The sequence below is a fragment of the Pseudomonas sp. BBP2017 genome (assembly GCF_003024385.1).
In the GTDB taxonomy this organism is placed as follows: Bacteria; Pseudomonadota; Gammaproteobacteria; order Pseudomonadales; family Pseudomonadaceae; genus Aquipseudomonas.
Window position 1 is genome coordinate 36,650 of record NZ_PVZN01000013.1, and the last position, 19,869, is coordinate 56,518.

Annotated in this window: 14 protein-coding genes and 3 tRNA genes; 7 read left to right on the top strand and 10 right to left on the bottom strand. The window is 59.3% G+C overall.

Annotated features, from left to right (window positions below; genetic code table 11):
- The first annotated feature begins 56 nt into the window (after positions 1 to 56).
- From gloB to C6382_RS16335, 7 genes are all read left to right on the top strand, one after another.
- Entirely contained in the window at positions 57 to 836 is a 780-nt protein-coding gene (gene gloB, locus C6382_RS16305) for a hydroxyacylglutathione hydrolase (protein WP_107025427.1), read from the top strand.
- A gap of 99 nt (positions 837 to 935) precedes the next feature.
- Positions 936 to 2,357 (top strand): transglycosylase SLT domain-containing protein, encoded by a 1,422-nt coding sequence (locus C6382_RS16310; protein WP_107025428.1) that lies wholly within the window; start codon positions 936 to 938, stop codon positions 2,355 to 2,357.
- Between the two features lie 124 nt (positions 2,358 to 2,481).
- Complete coding sequence (locus tag C6382_RS16315) at positions 2,482 to 4,314, top strand: extracellular solute-binding protein (RefSeq protein ID WP_107025429.1); 1,833 nt, start codon at positions 2,482 to 2,484, stop codon at positions 4,312 to 4,314.
- Positions 4,311 to 6,164, top strand: coding sequence for an extracellular solute-binding protein (locus C6382_RS16320; RefSeq protein ID WP_107025430.1), 1,854 nt, complete (start codon positions 4,311 to 4,313; stop codon positions 6,162 to 6,164). Before C6382_RS16315 ends, C6382_RS16320 begins: the two co-directional genes overlap by 4 nt.
- A gap of 1 nt (position 6,165) precedes the next feature.
- Entirely contained in the window at positions 6,166 to 7,239 is a 1,074-nt protein-coding gene (locus C6382_RS16325) for a microcin C ABC transporter permease YejB (RefSeq protein WP_107025431.1), read from the top strand.
- 1 nt (position 7,240) lies between these two features.
- Entirely contained in the window at positions 7,241 to 8,260 is a 1,020-nt protein-coding gene (locus C6382_RS16330) for an ABC transporter permease (protein ID WP_107025432.1), read from the top strand.
- Between the two features lies 1 nt (position 8,261).
- A complete protein-coding gene (locus C6382_RS16335; RefSeq protein WP_107025433.1) occupies positions 8,262 to 9,875 on the top strand; it encodes an ABC transporter ATP-binding protein in 1,614 nt (537 codons plus the stop codon).
- 50 nt (positions 9,876 to 9,925) lie between these two features.
- On the opposite strand, the gene C6382_RS16340 is transcribed toward C6382_RS16335, so the two are convergent.
- From C6382_RS16340 to C6382_RS16385, 10 genes are all read right to left on the bottom strand, one after another.
- Positions 9,926 to 11,797 (bottom strand): SurA N-terminal domain-containing protein, encoded by a 1,872-nt coding sequence (locus C6382_RS16340; RefSeq protein WP_107025434.1) that lies wholly within the window; start codon positions 11,795 to 11,797, stop codon positions 9,926 to 9,928.
- A gap of 195 nt (positions 11,798 to 11,992) precedes the next feature.
- Complete coding sequence (locus C6382_RS16345) at positions 11,993 to 12,265, bottom strand: HU family DNA-binding protein (RefSeq protein ID WP_038613039.1); 273 nt, start codon at positions 12,263 to 12,265, stop codon at positions 11,993 to 11,995.
- Positions 12,266 to 12,413: 148 nt separating this feature from the next.
- Positions 12,414 to 14,810 (bottom strand): endopeptidase La, encoded by a 2,397-nt coding sequence (gene lon, locus C6382_RS16350; protein WP_107025435.1) that lies wholly within the window; start codon positions 14,808 to 14,810, stop codon positions 12,414 to 12,416.
- Positions 14,811 to 14,960: 150 nt separating this feature from the next.
- Entirely contained in the window at positions 14,961 to 16,244 is a 1,284-nt protein-coding gene (clpX, locus tag C6382_RS16355; RefSeq protein ID WP_107025436.1) for an ATP-dependent Clp protease ATP-binding subunit ClpX, read from the bottom strand.
- Between the two features lie 107 nt (positions 16,245 to 16,351).
- On the bottom strand, positions 16,352 to 16,993 hold the full coding sequence (gene clpP, locus C6382_RS16360) for an ATP-dependent Clp endopeptidase proteolytic subunit ClpP (RefSeq protein ID WP_038613044.1): 642 nt from the start codon (positions 16,991 to 16,993) through the stop codon (positions 16,352 to 16,354).
- Between the two features lie 91 nt (positions 16,994 to 17,084).
- Positions 17,085 to 18,395 (bottom strand): trigger factor, encoded by a 1,311-nt coding sequence (gene tig / locus C6382_RS16365; protein WP_107025437.1) that lies wholly within the window; start codon positions 18,393 to 18,395, stop codon positions 17,085 to 17,087.
- A gap of 274 nt (positions 18,396 to 18,669) precedes the next feature.
- On the bottom strand, positions 18,670 to 18,972 hold the full coding sequence (locus C6382_RS16370; protein ID WP_038613048.1) for a DUF6388 family protein: 303 nt from the start codon (positions 18,970 to 18,972) through the stop codon (positions 18,670 to 18,672).
- 280 nt (positions 18,973 to 19,252) lie between these two features.
- Positions 19,253 to 19,337: transfer RNA gene (locus C6382_RS16375), tRNA-Leu, on the bottom strand.
- Between the two features lie 53 nt (positions 19,338 to 19,390).
- Positions 19,391 to 19,466: transfer RNA gene (locus C6382_RS16380), tRNA-His, on the bottom strand.
- A gap of 41 nt (positions 19,467 to 19,507) precedes the next feature.
- A tRNA-Arg gene (locus tag C6382_RS16385) sits at positions 19,508 to 19,584 on the bottom strand.
- Between the last annotated feature and the right edge of the window lie 285 nt (positions 19,585 to 19,869).

The following is a 19,869-nucleotide window of genomic DNA, read 5'->3' on the forward strand; positions in this document are numbered from 1 at the left end:
GACAACGTGCATAACTACTAAGATGCACCCATGTCCAACGTTTGGCGAATTGCACCATGATACAGATCGATGCCCTGCCCGCTTTCAGCGATAACTACATCTGGTTGTTACAGGATTCTGCCAACCAGCGCTGTGCGGTGGTCGACCCGGGTGATGCGGCACCGGTGCTGGCCTGGCTCGAGCGTCACCCGGGCTGGCAACTGAGCGACATCTTGATCACCCACCACCATCACGACCATGTCGGCGGCGTCGAGCAGCTCAAGAAAACCACCGCTGCGCGGGTTTGCGGCCCAGCTCACGAGCGCATCCCGGGGCGTGACCTGGCCCTGGACGACAACGCCAGCGTGCGCGTCCTGGGTCTGGACTTCCAGATCATTGCAGTACCTGGACACACCTTGGGACATATTGCTTATTATTGCGGGCAAACCGCCACTCCGCTGCTGTTCTGTGGCGACACCTTGTTCGCGGCGGGCTGCGGTCGCCTGTTCGAAGGCACCGCCGAGCAGATGCACCATTCCCTAGAGCGCCTCGCGGCCCTGCCCGCCCAGACCCTGGTGTACTGCACCCATGAATACACCCTGAGCAACCTGCGTTTTGCCATGGCCGTGGAGCCCGATAACGAGCACATTGCCCAACGCTTCGCCGACGTTACCCAACTTCGCGAGCACGATCGCATCACGTTGCCATCAACCCTGGCACTGGAAAAGCTGACCAACCCCTTTTTGCGCACCACCGAAACATCCGTTAAAGAAAAACTAGACGAACGGAACGCCCTTATAAACCCTACGCCAAGTGCTGTTTTTGCTGGGTTGCGGGCTTGGAAGGACAGCTTCTAAACAGCGGCTGCCAGGTCCTGAAAGTTCTCAAAGGTTGACCACAGAGGGGCTGCTTTCTAGAATCGCCCGACATTTTTGCCCGGAACTTTGTCCCAGCCAATGTCGTCTAATAGCCGCAGAACCTTCAATTCCGTCGCCCTGACGCGTCTGGCCCAAGCCAGTGCGCTGGCCCTGGCCGCCACCCTGGTGGGTTGCCAGAGCACCCGTCAGCTCGACGAATCCGAGAGCGTTCGCGCGCACAACTACCAGGCGCGGATGAAGCAAAAACCGGTGTTCGTCCCGGTCAAGCAAACCGAGCAGGCGCCCCAGGATGTCTGGGAGCGCATGCGCCAGGGTTTCGCCCTGCAAGACGACATGGCGGTCAACCCGCGCATCGAACAGCAACGCCTGTGGTTCGCCAGCAACCCCTCGTTCCTGGAAACCGCCGGCGACCGTGGCAGCCTGTACATCCATTACATCGTCGAGCGTCTTGAAGAGCGCAACATGCCGCTGGAGCTGGCCCTGCTGCCGGCCATCGAAAGCGCTTACAACCCGATGGCGTATTCGCGTGCCCATGCGGTGGGACTGTGGCAGTTCATTCCGTCCACCGGTCGCCACTTCAACCTGCGCCAGACCCGCTTCTACGACGGCCGTCGCGACATCACCGCCTCGACCAACGCCGCGCTGAACTACCTGAGCCGCCTGCACGACATGTTCAACGGTGACTGGTTGCTCGCCCTGGCCGCCTACAACGCCGGCGAAGGCACCGTCAGCCGCGCCATCGAGCGTAACGAAAGGCTCGGCCTGCCGACCGACTACTGGAACCTGCCGCTGCCGCAGGAAACCCGCGACTACGTGCCCAAGCTCCTGGCCCTGTCGCAGGTGGTGATGACGCCGCAGGCCTATGGCGTGAATCTCAACCCGATCGCCAACGAACCCTACTTCGAAGCCGTTGCCATCAACGACCGTCTGGACCTGTCGCGGGTCGCCGAGCTGGCTAATATCGACGAAGACGAGATGTTCCAGCTCAACCCGGCGTTCAAGAAGCGCATGACCGTCGATGGCCCCAAACAACTGTTGGTACCGACCGCCAAGGCGCAGTTGCTGACCGCCAGCCTGTCGAACATGAAGCCGGAAGAGCTGCTCTCGCTGCAGCCGAAAAAGGCCGTATTCGAAGCAGCACTGGCCGAAACCGCACCGCGCACAACCACAACCCGCAACAGCCGCTACCGGGTCAAACGTGGCGACAGCCTGGGCAGCATCGCCAAGGCCAACAAGGTCAGCGTCAAAGACCTGCAGCGCTGGAACAAGCTGTCTGGCAACCGCCTCAAGGCGGGGCAGACACTGGTCATGCAAAGCGCCCAGCCGGTGCAGGGCAAAAACCAGAAAAAATCCACCCAGTACAAGGTCCGCAAAGGTGACTCGCTGTACCTGGTGGCCAAGCGTTTCAACGTCGAAATGCAGCACCTCAAGCGCTGGAATCCTCGCAGCGGTCACGCCCTCAAGCCAGGCCAGACCCTGACCGTTTACCTGCCACACTGAGCATCAGGCTCCGCGCCGTAGACCGGAGCCACACCGACCGTCCTGGCGGCCCCCTTTTTCCAGCCGATACAAGCTGTTACTGTAGCTGGAACAAAGCCCAAGCCGCCTGGATCGGATCGCCGACTTGATACGTCCCCTCCTGTTGCTGTCATTCAGCCTGGCCTTGAGCTTTCCCGCGGGCGCAACAATCAGCGAAAGCCACGGTTACGCCCAGTTCGGCACGCTCAAGTATCCAGCCAAATTTACCCACTTCGACTGGGTCAACCCGCAAGCGCCCAAGGGCGGCACCTTGCGCGCCATGGCATTTGGCACATTCGATACGCTCAACCCCTACACCTTCAAGGGGTCAAGCCCGGTCACCACGCCGAATTTCTTGCAGTATGGGGTAACCGAGCTTAACGAACCCCTGATGGTTGGCACCGGGCAATACGACCCCTCGGGTGACGAGCCGACCTCGAGTTACGGCCTTATCGCAGGCTCCGTGGAGTACAGCGAAGACCGCAGCTGGGTGGTGTTCAACCTGCGCCCGCAAGCCCGCTTTCATGACGGCCATCCCATCACGGCCAGCGACGTGGCTTTTTCCTACCGCACCCTGCTCAAGGAAGGTCACCCGATCTACCGAACCAACTTGCAGGAAGTGCAGCGGGTCGACATCCTCAACCCACGGCGTATCCGCTTCGTGTTCAAGCGCGCCGGCAATCCGTTGCTGATCCTGCGCCTGGGCGAGATGCCGGTGCTCCCGGCGCATTACTGGAAAGGCCGCGACTTCAAGGCCACCACCTTCGAGCCGCCGCTGGGCAGTGGCCCCTATCGCATCACCCAGGTCCAGCCAGGGCGGCGACTGGTATTTGAGCGGGTCAAGGATTACTGGGGCAAGGATCTGGCGGTCAATCGCGGCAAATACAACTTCGCCCGGGTCGAGTACGAGTTCTACCGCGATAGCGCCGTGGCCTTCGAAGCGTTCAAAGCCGGCGAGTTCGATATTTACATCGAGCACCAGGCCAAGAACTGGGCCAATGGTTACAATTTCCCGGCGGTGCGCCGTGGCCAAGTGATCAAGGCGCAGATTCCACACAAGATCCCGACCCAGACCCAAGGCCTGTTCATGAACAGCCGCCGTGCAGCCTTCAGCGACGCCAGGGTCCGACAGGCCCTGGGGCTGATGCTGGATTTCGAGTGGACCAACCGCACCCTGTTCAGCAGTGCCTATCGCCGCGCCAGCAGCTACTATCCCAACAGCGAATTCGCCGCCAGTGGCCTGCCGGAGGGCAAAGAGTGGCTGTTACTTGCCCCCTACCGCGAGCAACTGCCCGCCGCCTTGTTCACCGAGCCTTACAAAGTCAGCCACACCGACGGGCGCGGCATCAACCGACAGACGCTACGCCAAGCCCTTAACCTGCTGGGCCAGGCTGGCTGGAAGCTCAACGGTCAGCGCCTGCTCGACAACAAAGGCAACCCGCTGAAGCTCGAGCTGTTGCTGGTCAATCCGAACCTGGAGCGGATCCTGCAACCTTATGTCGAAAATCTTGCCAGCATTGGCATCGATGCGCGCTTGCGCACCGTGGACCGGGCTCAGTACAAACAACGTCTGGACCAGTTCGACTTCGACATGATTCTGATGACCCTGAACCAGACCCTCAGCCCCGGCCTTGAACAATGGTTGTACTTTCACTCCAGCCAGGCCGCGACCAAAGGCAGCAAGAACTACGCTGGGGTCAAAGACCCGGTAGTCGATCACCTGCTCGACACCCTGATCGCCGCCCAGAGCCGCGACGATCAGGTGGCGGCCGCACGGGCCCTGGACCGGGTGTTGCTGTGGCACTACTACATGATTCCCAACTGGTACCTGGACAATCACCGCCTGGCCTACCGTAACCGGTTCGCCTTCGTCACCACGCCGCCCTACACCCTGGGGCTCAATAGCTGGTGGATAAAGCCTTCGGAGAACGCCCAATGATGTCACTGCCCGGCCTACGCCTGAAGGCCTGCGTCCTGCTGCTGGCCTGCTTCAGTTTCCAGGCTCTGGCTGCACCGCAACACGCCCTGACCCTGTATGACGAACCACCGAAGTACCCGGCCAACTTCAAACACTTCGACTATGTCAACCCGGACGCACCAAAAGGTGGCACTTTCCGCCAGGCCGGTTTTGGTGGTTTCGACAGCCTCAACCCGTTCATCAACAAGGGCGTCCCGGCCGATGACATCACGCTGATCTACGACACCTTGATGACCCAGAGTCTGGACGAGCCCTTCACCGAGTACGGCCTGGTGGCCGGCAAAATCGAAAAGGCCCCGGACAACAGCTGGGTTCGTTTCTACCTGCGCCCGGAAGCACGCTTTCATGATGGCCACCCGATTCACGCCGAAGACGTGGTGTTCACCTTCAACACCCTGATCAACAGTGGCGCGCCACTGTTTCGTGGTTATTACGCCGATGTCGCCGAAGTGATTGCCGAAGACCCGCAGCGGGTACTGTTCAAGTTCAAGCACAGCAACAACCGCGAACTACCGCTGATCCTCGGGCAGTTGCCGGTGCTGCCCAAGCACTGGTGGGAGGGGCGCGACTTCACCAAGGGCAACCTGGAACTCCCACTGGGCAGCGGCCCGTACAAGGTCGCCGAGGTCAAGGCCGGACGCTCGGTCCGCTACGAGCGGGTCAAGGACTACTGGGGCAAGGACCTGGCGGTCAACCGTGGCTTCTACAACTTCGACGTGATGACCACCGATTATTACCGCGACAGTACGGTGTCCCTGGAAGCGTTGAAGGCCGGTCAGTTCGACTACCGCTTGGAAACCGCGGCGAAAAGCTGGGCCACCGCTTATGACGTGCCCGCCGTGCGGGAGAAGCGCCTGATCATGGAGGAGCTGCCCAATGGCAACCCGACCGGCATGCAAGGTTTCGTCTTCAACATTCGCCGCCCAGTGTTCCAGGATGTACGGGTGCGTGAGGCACTGAGCCTGCTGCTGGACTTCGAGTGGACCAACAAGCAACTGTTCAACGGTGCCTACACCCGCACCGGCAGCTACTTCGAAAACTCCGAAATGGCCGCCAGAGGCTTGCCTGATGCAGCCGAACTGAAAATCCTCGACCCGCTGCGCAGCAAAATCCCTGGGCAGGTCTTCACCCAGGCCTTCGCCAACCCGATCACCGATGGCAGCGGAATGATCCGCGAACAACAGCGCAAGGCTTACAAGTTGCTGCAGGACGCCGGCTGGCGCATCGTCGACGACAAAATGGTCGACGCTCAGGGCAAACCGGTATCCATCGAATTTCTCCTGGCCCAGACCGAGTTCGAGCGGATCCTGCTGCCGTTCAAACGCAACCTGGCTGACCTTGGTATCGACCTGGTGATTCGCCGGGTGGACGTCTCCCAGTACATCAATCGCTTGCGTTCGCGAGATTTCGACATGATCGTCGGTGGTTTCCCGCAGTCCAACTCGCCGGGTAACGAGCAACGCGAATTCTGGCAGAGCGCCGCCGCCGACAATCCGGGCAGCCGCAACTTCATCGGCCTCAAGGACCCGGCCATCGACGTTCTGGTCGAGGCGCTGATCAATGCCGACTCCCGGCAAAGCCTGATCGAGCATTGCCGCGCCCTGGACCGGGTCTTGCAGTGGGGCTACTACGTGATCCCCAACTGGCACATCAAGACCTGGCGAGTTGCTTACTGGAACCACATCGGCCACCCGAAGGTATCGCCCAAGTACGACATTGGCATCAATACCTGGTGGATCAAGCCGGACGTCGAACCGGCCGTGCCCGTCAACTCTGCGCCAGATGCACCACCGACTGCAGGGGCGCAATAGCATGCTGGCCTATATCTTTCGTCGTCTGTTACTGATCGTTCCGACCTTGCTGGGCATTCTGATCATCAACTTCGTGATCATCCAGGCCGCACCCGGTGGGCCGGTCGAGCAGATGATCGCCAAGCTCGAGGGCTTCGAGGGCGCCACCAGCCGCATCGCCGGTGGCGGTGCCGAGGTCTCGGTGGCGGGCTCTAACTACCGCGGCGCGCAAGGCCTGGACCCGGCCTTGATCAAGGAAATCGAAGCGATGTACGGCTTCGACAAGTCGGCGCCGGAACGCCTGTGGATCATGATCAAGAACTACGCCCATCTGGATTTCGGCGACAGCTTCTTCCGCGATGCCAAGGTCATCGACCTGATCGTCGAGAAGATGCCGGTGTCGATCTCCCTGGGCCTGTGGAGCACCCTGATCATGTACCTGGTGTCGATCCCCTTGGGGATCGCCAAAGCCACCCGTCACGGTAGCCACTTCGACGTCTGGACCAGTTCGGCGATTATCGTCGGCTACGCAATCCCGGCGTTCCTCTTCGCCATTTTGCTGATCGTGGTGTTTGCCGGTGGCAGCTACCTTGACTGGTTCCCGCTGCGCGGCCTGACTTCGAACAACTTCGACGAGCTCAGTACCACCGGCAAGATCCTCGACTATTTCTGGCACCTGGTCCTGCCGGTCACCGCGCTGGTAATCGGCAACTTCGCCACCATGACCCTGCTGACCAAAAACAGCTTCCTCGACGAGATCAACAAGCAGTACGTGGTCACCGCCAAAGCCAAGGGACTGAGCCCGAACCGGGTGCTCTACGGCCATGTGTTCCGCAACGCCATGCTGCTGGTGATCGCCGGCTTCCCCTCGGCCTTCATCGGCATCTTCTTCACAGGCTCGCTGTTGATCGAGGTGATCTTCTCCCTCGACGGCTTGGGCCTGATGAGTTTCGAAGCAGCGATCAACCGCGACTACCCGGTAGTCTTCGGCACCCTGTTCATCTTCACCCTGCTCGGCCTGGTGGTGAAACTGATCGGCGACCTGACCTATACCCTGGTCGACCCCCGTATCGACTTCGACAGCCGGGAGCACTGAGATGACCTTGTCCCCTCTCAACCGTCGACGCTTCGAGCGTTTCAAGGCCAACCGCCGCGGCTGGTGGTCGCTGTGGCTGTTCCTGATTCTGTTCGGCCTGAGCCTGGGCGCCGAACTGATCGCCAACGACAAGCCCCTGGCTGTGCGTTACGACGGCGAATGGTATTTCCCGGCGCTCAAGCGCTACCCGGAAACCACCTTCGGCGGCGAGTTCCCGCTGGAGGCCAATTACAAGAGCCCCTACATCCGCGAGTTGCTGGCGGCCAAGGACAGCTGGGTACTCTGGGCGCCGATCCCGTTCAGCTACCAGAGCATCAACTACGACCTCAAGGTGCCTGCTCCAGCGCCACCTTCGACCCAGAACTGGCTGGGCACCGACGATCAGGGCCGTGATGTACTGGCGCGTGTGATTTACGGCTTCCGCATCTCGGTGCTGTTCGCCCTGACCCTGACCATTCTCAGCTCGATCATCGGCGTGATTGCTGGCGCCTTGCAGGGTTTCTATGGCGGTTGGGTGGACCTGACCGGGCAACGCTTCCTGGAGATCTGGTCGGGCCTGCCGGTGCTGTACCTGTTGATCATCCTCGCCAGCTTTGTGCAGCCCAATTTCTGGTGGCTGCTGGGGATCATGCTGCTGTTTTCCTGGATGAGCCTGGTCGATGTGGTGCGCGCCGAGTTCCTGCGTGGCCGCAACCTGGAGTACGTTCGTGCGGCACGCGCCCTGGGTATGCAGGACGGTCCGATCATGTTCCGGCACATCCTGCCCAACGCCATGATCTCGACCATGACCTTCATGCCCTTCATTCTCACCGGTGCCATTGGCACCTTGACCGCCCTGGACTTCCTCGGCTTCGGTTTGCCGCCTGGTGCGCCATCGCTGGGTGAACTGGTGGCCCAGGGCAAGTCCAACCTGCAAGCGCCCTGGCTGGGCATCAGCGCCTTTGCCGTGCTGGCGCTGATGCTCAGCCTGCTGGTATTCATTGGCGAGTCCGCCCGCGACGCCTTCGACCCGAGGAAATGAAATGAGCAATGAAACCTTGATCGAAGTGCGTGGCCTGGCGGTCGAGTTCGTCACCGGCGAGCAGAGCCAACGGGTGGTCGAAGGCATCAGCTTCGACATCCGCCGCGGCGAGACCCTGGCCCTGGTCGGTGAGAGCGGTTCTGGCAAATCGGTTACCGCCCATTCGATCCTGCGCCTGCTGCCCTACCCGCTGGCCCGCCACCCATCCGGCACTATTCATTACGAAGGGCGCGACTTGCTGACCCTGGATGAAAAGCAGATGCGTCATATTCGTGGCAACCGCATCGCGATGATCTTCCAGGAGCCGATGACCTCGCTCAACCCGCTGCACAACATCGAAAAGCAGATCAACGAGATCCTTCTGCTGCACAAGGGCCTGCGCGGCAAGGAGGCCACTGCGCGCACGCTGGAGCTGCTCGACCTGGTAGGCATCCCTGAGCCACACAAGCGCCTCAAAGCCCTGCCACACGAGCTCTCAGGCGGCCAGCGGCAGCGAGTAATGATTGCCATGGCGCTGGCCAACGAACCGGAGCTGCTGATTGCCGACGAGCCGACCACGGCGCTGGACGTCACCGTGCAGTTGAAGATTCTCGAATTGCTCAAGTCGCTACAGGCGCGCCTGGGGATGGCTCTGTTGCTCATCAGTCATGACTTGAACCTGGTCAAGCGCATCGCGCACCGGGTGTGCGTGATGCAGCGCGGCTGCATCGTCGAACAGGCTGACTGCGCGACCTTGTTCCACAGCCCGCAACACCCGTACACGCAGATGTTGCTCGGCGCCGAGCCCAGCGGCGGACCGGCCGACAACCCGGCGGGTCCGCCAATGCTGGAAGTCGAAGACCTGCGCGTCTGGTTCCCGATCAAAAAAGGCCTGCTGCGGCGCACCGTCGATCACGTCAAAGCAGTGGACGGCATCAACTTCAGCCTGCCTCAGGGGCAAACCCTGGGAATCGTTGGCGAAAGCGGTTCGGGCAAATCCACCCTGGGCCTGGCGATCCTGCGTTTGCTCGGCAGCCAAGGCGCCATTCGCTTCCAGGGCACCGCGCTTGAAAGCTTGAATCAACACCAAGTGCGCCCGTTGCGCCGGCAGATGCAGGTGGTCTTCCAGGACCCGTTCGGCAGCCTCAGCCCGCGTATGTGCGTCAGCGATATCGTGGGCGAAGGCCTGCGCATTCATCGCATCGGTACTGCGGCCGAACAGGAGCAGGCAATCATCGCCGCCCTGCAGGAAGTTGGTCTGGACCCCCAGGCCCGTCACCGCTACCCCCATGAGTTCTCTGGCGGCCAGCGCCAACGCATCGCCATCGCCCGCGCTCTGGTGCTCAAGCCAGCGCTAATCCTGCTGGATGAGCCGACCTCGGCGCTGGACCGGACAGTGCAACGCCAAGTGGTCGAGCTGTTGCGCTCACTGCAGAGCAAATACAACCTCACCTACCTGTTCATCAGTCATGATCTGGCAGTGGTCAAGGCGCTGAGCCATCAGTTGATGGTGGTCAAACAGGGCAAGGTGGTGGAGCAAGGCACTGCAGCAGATATCTTTGCCGCACCGCAACATGCCTATACCCGACAGTTGCTGGAGGCAGCTTTCCTGGCACCTGGAGGAGCCAGGTGCTAGAAACAGAAAAGGCCGCATAAGCGGCCTTTTCTGTTTCTAGCGCGGATCACTCAGTAACGAGTGATGTCCGCCTTGGCTTCCAACTGCTTGCGGTAAGCGGCGAAGTCCTGCTGGCCAGCACGCGAGGCGAGGAAGCGGCGGTATGCCGATTTCTCTTCATCGGTGGCTGCAGCACCTTCGTTAACGCCGTTCAGACGCAATACAACCAGGCTACCATCGTTGAGCGTCACGCTGCTGTACACCGGCTTGTCCTTGGCCTCTGGCTTGGCCATACGGAACACTGCCTGCAGCTCGACCGGGTCGATGCCTTCATGGCTGCGCGAGACCGCTTCCTGGACCTTCCAGCGCTGACCTTCCTGGGTAGCATCCAGCGCGATGCTGCCGTCGCGCAGACCGGCGATCAGCTTGTCAGCCTTGGCTTTCAGGGCCGCAGTGGCCTGCTCTCTGGCCAGATGCTGGCGGATGCTGTCAGACACCACATCCAGACCCAGTTGCTCAGGCTTGCGGTGCTCCTTGACGCGCAGGACCACGATGGTTTCCGGGTCCAATTCGATGGCGGTGCTGTTGCCACCCTCTTCCAGTACTTCGGTGCTGTAGGCGGCCTGGATCACGGCACGGTTGGCCGTGATACCTTCGCCGCCTTCACGACCAAAGGCTGCCGAGGTGAGGACCTTCAGGCCGAGGTCCTGGGCGGGCTGGGCCAGGTCGGATGCCTCGAACGCAGCGTCTTCCAGTTGCTTGGTCACTTCGACAAAGCGCTGCTCGACCTGCTGGGTCTTGAGTTCGCGGGTCAGCTTGTCTTTCAAACTGGCGAAGCTCGGCACCTCAGGTGCCTGCACGTCCAGCAGCTTGATCAAGTGGAAACCGTACTCGGTACGCACCGGCGCCGAAACCTGATCCTTGTTCAGCGCATACAGCGCCTCTTCAAAGGCCGGATCATACACACCCTGCCCGGCGAAACCGAGGTCACCGCCGTTGTTGGCCGAGCCTGGGTCCTGGGAAAATTCCTTGGCCAGTGCGGCAAAGTCTTCACCCTTGGTCAGACGCTGCTGGATCTCTTCGATCTTCGCCTTGGCCTGCGCTTCGTCCACCTTGTCGTTGACTTCGATGAGGATGTGCGCGGCATGGCGCTGCTCGGCCAGGTTGGCGATTTCCTTCTCGTACAGTGCCTTGAGCTCGTCTTCGTTGACAGTGACCTGATCGAAGAATGCCGACTTCTTCAACTCGATGTAGTCAATGACGACCTGATCCGGGCTCATGAACTCTTTGGCGTGCTCATCATAATGCGCCTTGACCTGCTCGTCGGTGACCTTGACCGCAGCCGGGTCAGCCTTGAAGGTCAGCGAGGCGAAATCACGGGTCTGCTTTTCCAGACGGGCGAAAGCATTGACCTGGTCGTCGGTGACAAAACCGCTGCCGGCCAGGCCTGCGCGCAGCTGCCCAATGAGCATTTCCTGAGCCAGCATCTCGCGGAATTGCAGACGGCCGTAGCCCATCTGGCGAATCACCTGATCGAAACGCTCGGCGCTGAACTTGCCGTCAACCTGGAACTCAGGCGTCTGCAGGATCAACTGGTCCAGTGCCGCTTCGGAAAAGGCGAACTTGGCGTCTTCGGCGCCTTGCAACAGCAGCTTGCGGTCGATCAGGCCTTTGAGCGCCGCTTCACGCAGCATGTTGTCGTTGAGCAGCGACGGATCGAAATCCTTGCCCAGCTGTTGCATCAGCTGCCGACGTTGCATATCGACGGCCTGGCTCAGCTCGCTCTGGCTAATGGTTTGACCATTGACCTTGGCAGCATCCTGGCTGTTGGTGGTGGCCTGGAAGATGGCATCGAAGCCGGTCAGTGCCATCAAGGCTACGATGACACCGATGATGGTCTTGGCAATCCAACCTTGTGAATTGTCCCTGATATTCTGCAGCATGCGTCCCCCAGAAACGGTTGTACGGAATGAAACAACCGTGGAGCGTGGGTAGATTCCTGATAGAAGAAAGGCGCATCCGAAGATGCGCCTTCTCGTAACCGGCCGAACATCAGGTGCTTTTCAGCGTGTCCCGATGCTCAGCAGCCAAGCCAGGCATGAGCCAGGCTCGGTTAGGCGTAAGCCTGAAGGAAGGTCTTAGTTGACGGCTTCTTTCAGTGCCTTGCCAGCCTTGAAGCCTGGCTTCTTGGCAGCAGGGATTTCCAGAGTCTTGCCGGTTTGCGGGTTGCGGCCGGTGCGCGCTGGGCGGTCGGTGACGGAGAAGGTACCGAAGCCTACCAGTACCACGGAGTCACCTGCCTTCAGGGCGCCAGTGACGGATTCGATTACTGCGTCCAGTGCGCGGCCAGCTACAGCTTTCGGGATGTCAGCAGATGCGGCGATAGCGTCAATCAGTTCCGACTTGTTCACTCTAAGTCCCCTTATATCTCTATTGAGTTTGTATCTAAGTATGTAATGAAAAGCCTAACGAGCGCTGGGTGGCCTATTGACGCTTAAGCGCCGCTTTATAACAAGGGCCTGAAAAAACTGTCAAGAAAGCCCCCCAGCCAAATACGTACTAATGCGTGCTAATTCTTTCCTTGGAATCGCTGTCGCGCTTTTCATCCTTGGCGACAATCTCGGGAGCCACATCTGGTAAGGGCTCCGGGGCGTATTGCAGCGCAATTTGGAGGACTTCGTCAATCCATTTGACCGGTTTAATCTGAAGATCCTGCTTAATATTCTCAGGAATTTCTTTCAAATCCCGCACATTCTCTTCAGGAATGATCACCGTCTTGATCCCACCCCGGTGTGCTGCCAGCAGTTTCTCTTTCAAACCACCAATGGCCAACACCTGCCCACGCAGAGTGATTTCTCCGGTCATGGCGACATCGGCACGCACAGGAATCTGCGTCAGCGCCGAGACCAGGGCGGTGCACATGCCGATACCGGCACTTGGACCATCCTTGGGCGTCGCGCCTTCAGGCATGTGAATGTGGGTATCACGCTTCTCGTGGAAGTCGGCCGGAATGCCCAGGCTTTTCGCCCGGCTACGGACAACCGTCTGCGCCGCAGTGATCGACTCGACCATGACATCGCCCAGGGAGCCGGTTTTGATCAACTGCCCCTTGCCCGGAATCACAGCGGCCTCAATGGTCAGCAACTCACCACCGACCTGGGTCCAGGCCAGGCCAGTGACCTGGCCCACCTGATCCTGCTGCTCAGCCAGACCATAACGGAACTTGCGCACACCGAGGAAGTGCTCCAGCTGCTCGCCAGTGACCTTCACAGCCACTTGCTTGAGGCCGGCGTGCTCTTTGACCACCTTGCGGCAGACCTTGGCGATCTGGCGCTCCAGCCCCCGCACACCGGCTTCACGGGTGTAGTAGCGAATGATGTCGCGAATCGCCGTGACGTCGACTTCCAGCTCGCCCTTTCTCAGGCCGTTAGCCTTGATCTGCTTGGGCGTCAGGTACTTCACTGCGATGTTGATCTTCTCGTCTTCGGTGTAGCCGGGCAGACGGATGACTTCCATCCGGTCCAGCAGAGCTGGCGGGATGTTCATCGAGTTGGAAGTGCAGAGGAACATCACATCGGAAAGATCGTAATCGACTTCCAGATAGTGATCGTTGAAGTTGTGGTTCTGCTCCGGGTCGAGCACCTCAAGCAGCGCGGAGGCCGGATCGCCACGCATATCGCTGCCCATCTTGTCGATTTCGTCGAGCAAGAACAGCGGATTGCGCACACCGACCTTGGTCATTTTCTGAATCAGACGGCCCGGCATCGAACCGATGTAGGTACGCCGGTGACCACGAATCTCGGCCTCGTCGCGCACGCCACCCAGGGCCATGCGCACGAACTTGCGGTTGGTGGCGCTGGCGATCGACTCGGCCAGGGAGGTCTTGCCCACCCCTGGAGGACCGACCAGGCACAGCACAGGGCCACGGATCTTCTTCACCCGCTTCTGCACGGCGAGGTACTCAAGGATACGCTCCTTGACCTCTTCCAGGCCGTAATGGTCGGCGTCGAGGATCTCTTCAGCCTTGGCCAGGTCTAGACGCACCTTGCTCTGAGCCTTCCACGGCACCTGCACCAGCCAGTCCAGGTAAGAGCGCACCACGGTGGCCTCAGCAGACATCGGCGACATCTGCTTGAGCTTGTTCAGCTCGGCCTGAGCCTTGGCATAGGCATCTTTTGGCAGGCCAGCGGCGTCGAGGCGTTTCTTCAGCTCTTCGACTTCGTTGTGACCTTCTTCGCTGTCGCCCAGCTCCTTCTGAATGGCCTTCATCTGCTCATTCAGGTAGTACTCGCGCTGGCTGCGCTCCATTTGCTTCTTGACCCGGCCGCGGATGCGTTTTTCCACCTGCAGCAGGTCGATTTCAGCGTCCAGCAGCGCCATCACATGCTCGACACGGGTAGCCAGGTCGAGAATCTCGAGGATTTCCTGCTTTTGCTCGATCTTCAGCGCCATGTGCGCGGCCATGGTATCGACCAGGCGTCCTGGCTCGTCGATGCTGTTGAGCGACGAGAGGACTTCAGCCGGGACTTTCTTGCCCAGCTGAACGTATTGTTCAAATTGTGACAACAAGCTACGAACGAAGACCTCAGACTCGCGCTCGGCGGTCTGCGACTCGTCGATCAACGAAACTTCGGCACGGATATGGCCGTCGACTTCGTTGAAACGCTCGACTGCACCGCGCTGCTCGCCCTCGACCAGGACCTTGACGGTGCCATCGGGCAGTTTCAGCAGTTGCAGGACAGTGGCAATGGTGCCGACGCGATACAGGGCGTCTTCGCCTGGATCGTCATCAGAGGGGTTCTTCTGGGCCAGCAGGAGAATCTGCTTCTCGCCCGTCATTGCGGCCTCAAGGGCTTCGATGGACTTCTCGCGCCCCACGAACAGTGGGATAACCATGTGCGGATAGACGACGACATCGCGCAATGGCAAAAGAGGCAAGTCGAGGGTGGTCTTCATGATTTCGCCTCTACAGCGGCCTTGTGGCCGGAAACCGGTGGAATTTGAGCGTGAGTTCAATGTGGGGGCAGCCCCGCAAAAAAACAAGCTCTACGACAGGAAAAGCAAAGGGGCCCGAAGGCCCCTTGCAGACTCGAGCCGTTTAGCGACTCAGACGTCGGGTGCAGCTTTGGCTTGCGGCTCGCTGTTCTCGTAGATCAGCAGCGGCTGCGAAGCACCTTCGATGACGCTCTCGTCGATCACCACTTTGCTGACATCCTTCTGCGAAGGAATCTCATACATGGTGTCGAGCAGGATGCCTTCGAGGATCGAACGCAGGCCACGGGCACCGGTCTTGCGCTCCAGGGCCTTGCGAGCCACGGACTTCAGCGCATCGCTGCGGAACTCCAGGTCCACACCTTCCATCTCGAACAGCTTGGCGTACTGCTTGGTGAGGGCGTTCTTCGGCTCGGTGAGAATCTGCATCAAGGCAGCTTCGTCGAGCTCGTCGAGGGTTGCCAACACCGGCAGGCGGCCGACGAATTCCGGGATCAGACCGAACTTGACCAGATCGTCAGGCTCGACTTCACGCAGCGACTCACCAACCTTCTTGCCTTCCTGCTTGCTGCGCACTTCAGCACCGAAGCCAATGCCGCCGCGGGTGGAACGGCTCTGAATGACCTTTTCCAGGCCCGAGAACGCGCCGCCACAGATAAACAGGATGTTACGCGTGTCGACCTGCAGGAATTCCTGCTGCGGATGCTTGCGGCCACCTTGCGGCGGTACCGAGGCAACCGTGCCTTCGATCAACTTGAGCAGCGCCTGCTGCACGCCTTCGCCCGAGACATCACGGGTGATCGACGGGTTGTCCGACTTGCGCGAGATCTTGTCGATTTCGTCGATGTAGACAATGCCCATCTGGGCCTTTTCCACGTCGTAGTCGCACTTTTGCAGCAGCTTTTGAATGATGTTCTCGACGTCTTCACCGACATAACCGGCTTCGGTCAGGGTGGTGGCATCGGCGATAGTGAACGGTACATTCAACAGACGTGCGAGGGTTTCGGCGAGCAGGGTTTTACCCGAGCCCGTCGGACCGATCAGCAGGATGTTACTCTTGCCGAGCTCGACGTCGTCATTCTTTTTGTCGCGTTGGTTCAGGCGCTTGTAGTGGTTGTACACCGCTACCGCCAGTACCTTTTTCGCACGTTCCTGACCAATGACATACTGGTCCAGGATGGTGCTGATTTCTTTCGGCGAAGGCAGTTTATGCGCGCTGCTTTCGGCCTGGGCTTCCTGCACCTCCTCGCGGATGATGTCGTTGCACAGGTCGACGCACTCGTCGCAGATAAATACCGAGGGGCCGGCAATCAACTTGCGCACTTCATGCTGGCTTTTGCCGCAGAAGGAGCAATAGAGCAATTTGCCGTTGTCCTCGCCGTTACGGGTGTCAGTCATTCGATCGATCCAATCCGGTAGGCTTGCAACACAAGATGAAGGCAATTGCGGGCTTTTTCAAGTCCACAGGTGGCGGGAAAGCCCAACCACCTGCTTTAGCGCCTTAATCAGACAGCCATTTGCCGCTTCTCGTGTACCGAGTCGATCAGACCGTACTCGGCGGCACGTTGCGCGCTCATGAAATTGTCGCGCTCAGTGTCACGCTTGATGGTTTCCAGCTCCTGACCGGTGTGGTAGGCCAGTAGTTCGTTCAACCGCGACTTGATGGAGAGGATTTCCTTGGCGTGGATTTCGATATCCGTCGCCTGCCCCTGGAAACCGCCCAGTGGCTGGTGAATCATCACCCGCGAGTTAGGCAGGCAGTGACGCTTGCCCTTGGCACCGGCGGCGAGCAGGAAGGCCCCCATGGAGCAGGCCTGACCGATGCAGGTGGTGGAGACGTCCGGCTTGATGAACTGCATGGTGTCGTAGATCGACATGCCGGCAGTCACCGAACCGCCCGGCGAGTTGATGTAGAGATGGATATCCTTGTCCGGGTTTTCCGCTTCAAGGAACAGCAATTGCGCCGCGATCAGGTTGGCCATGTAGTCCTCTACCGGGCCGACCAGGAAGATCACCCGCTCCTTCAGAAGGCGCGAGTAGATGTCATAGGCACGTTCGCCACGAGCGGATTGCTCGATAACCATCGGGACCAGGCCGCCTGCGGCCTGGATGTCAGAGCTCTGCTGATAATAAGAATTGCGGGACATGTCCTGCACTCACTCCCAAATAGTCATGTCTTGAATACGCACAAGCCAGCTCGAAGGCTGGCTTGTGGTGTTTTCCTACGAGAGAAGGAAATCAGTCAGCGGCAGGAGCCTGCACTGGCTTGATCGCTTCTTCGTACGAGACCGATTTGTCGGTCACAGTCGCTTTCTGCAGAACAGTATCCACAACTTGTTCTTCCAGCACAACCGAACGCACTTCGTTCAGCTGCTGGTCGTTCTTGTAGTACCAAGCGACGACCTGCTCTGGCTCCTGGTAAGCCGAAGCCATTTCCTGGATCATTTCGCGAACGCGGGCTTCGTCCGGCTTCAGCTCGTTCTGCTTGACCACTTCAGCAACGATCAGACCCAGCACGACGCGGCGCTTGGCTTGTTCTTCGAACAGCTCGGCCGGCAGTTGCTCAGGCTTGATGTTGCCACCGAACTGCTGAACGGCTTGAACGCGCAGGCGGTTCACTTCGTTTTCCAGCAGGGCTTTTGGCACTTCGATCGGGTTGGCAGCCAGCAGGCCGTCCATTACCTGGTTCTTGACCTTGGTCTTGATGGCCTGACGCAGTTCACGCTCCATGTTCTTGCGAACTTCGGCGCGGAAACCGTCGATGCCGGTTTCCTTGATACCGAACTGGGCGAAGAACTCTTCGTTCAGCTCTGGCAGCTTAGGCTCGGAAACGCTGTTGACGGTAACGGTGAACTCGGCGGCTTTGCCAGCCAGATCCAGGTTCTGGTAGTCCTCAGGGAAGGACAGGTTCAGAACGCGTTCTTCACCCGCCTTGGCGCCAACCAGACCTTCTTCAAAGCCCGGGATCATGCGACCGGAACCCAGTACCAGCTGGGTGCCTTTTGCCGAGCCACCGGCGAACACTTCACCGTCGACCTTGCCGACGAAATCAATGTTCAGCTGGTCTTCGTTCTGGGCAGCGCGATCAGCGGCTTCGAAACGAACGTTCTGCTTGCGCAGTACTTCCAGCATGTTGTCCAGATCGGCGTCAGCCACTTCGGCGCTCAGGCGCTCGATGGCGATCGAGTCGAAACCGGCAACGGTGAACTCAGGGAACACTTCGAAAGTGGCGACGTATTCCAGGTCACCGCCTTTTTCGAACGATTTAGGCTCGACGGCAGGGGCGCCAGCCGGGTTCAGCTTCTGCTCGACCACAGCTTCATAGAAAGAAGCCTGGACCAGGTCGCCGAAGGCTTCCTGACGGGCAGCATCTTCATAACGCTGACGGATCACGCTCATCGGCACTTTGCCAGGACGGAAGCCTGGAACCTTGGCGCGACGGGCAGTCTGTTGCAGACGCTTGTTGACTTCGTTCTCGACGCGCTCTGCCGGAACGGCGATGGTCATGCGACGCTCGAGAGCAGAAGTATTTTCAACAGAAACTTGCATGGATATTCCTCGTTGCACAGACGTTAGCCGGCGATACCCGACTCCAGAATCAAGGGCAAGCATTCTAGTGGCTCAAAGACCAGAAGTCACCCCGTTCAAGACGACGGGAAAGTACGCCGGTCCATTTCATTTACAGCCCCCGGCAAAAACCTTGCCTTGGGACGCTCAAGACCCGCTGCTCAAGGCCTGGACGCCTCCTTTGATCATGACGGCGCGCCTGACCTCGAACAGCCAGAAATACTTGTCAAAACACTACAGGATCACGGCTCGGCGCTCAGGGCGCCGCATCGTCGATCTCGTTGATACTGCAATACTCTTCCCATTCCATGCCCAGCGCCTCAGCGACCTCCCGATGCACTTCCAGGCGCATGGCCTGAAGCTCTGCGTCGGAGCCGGCGATCAGTTGCAGGGTCAATTCCCAGGGCTCAAGCCCCTGCTCCTGCGCGGCATCTTCAAAGGCCCACTCGATCTGCTGTTGCTGCTCATGGGCGCTAAGCCCGGCAATTTCTTCGAGTAGCTGCGGATTGGCTGCGGCGAAACGCTGCAATGCGCTGGCCTGGCGTTCTTTTGAAATCATCGAGCTGTCCTCACTACCTTGCCGTTGGCCACGGCTTCAACCAGCTGAAATCTATCAGCTTTTGAGCACTTGCCACCAGTGCACGGCAGCACAGGGGTGACAGACAGGCGAACACAACGCACCGACTTAACGCCAGGAGCAAATCTGAACATAGAAAAGGACGGCTGCTGGTGAGCAGGAAGATGACATGCCTGAGCAGGCAGCAAAAACGAAAAAAACCGCACTAGGCGGCTTTTTCGAGGCTTTCACGCACTTCAGCGAAGGACAGTGAAAGCTTGGATGGTGCGGACGAAGAGACTCGAACTCTTACAGCTTGCGCCGCTGGAACCTAAATCCAGTGTGTCTACCAATTTCACCACGTCCGCGTGAAGCTTTTAAAGCAAAGGCGCCAGATTTTCATCGGGCGCCTTTTGGAATATGGGGTGGACGATGGGGATCGAACCCACGACAACAGGAGTCACAATCCTGTGCTCTACCAACTGAGCTACGCCCACCATATTGCACTTACCGCTTTACTTGTGCCAAAGCTGCCTATTGGCGCACCCGGCAGGACTCGAACCTGCGACCATCCGCTTAGAAGGCGGATGCTCTATCCAGCTGAGCTACGGGCGCATATTTAATCTGCTTTCTGTTACGATTACAAATTAACTTTTAGCCGTACCGAACAAGCTACCAAATCCGCTCATTCTGCCTGACCTTGCTAACCAGTGCTAGGCTCTGCCCGACAAGTGCGACGAATGTTATAGACGAGCGGTTAGGTCGTCAACTCTTTTTTGAAAAAAATTCATTTTATTTAAGGGCTTAGGGGAATAGCCGGACCAAGCGCCTTTGCCCTCAGCCCCCTTCATGCGAGAATGCGCGCTCTTTTTATTCCCTCTCGATGGTTAATCACGCGTC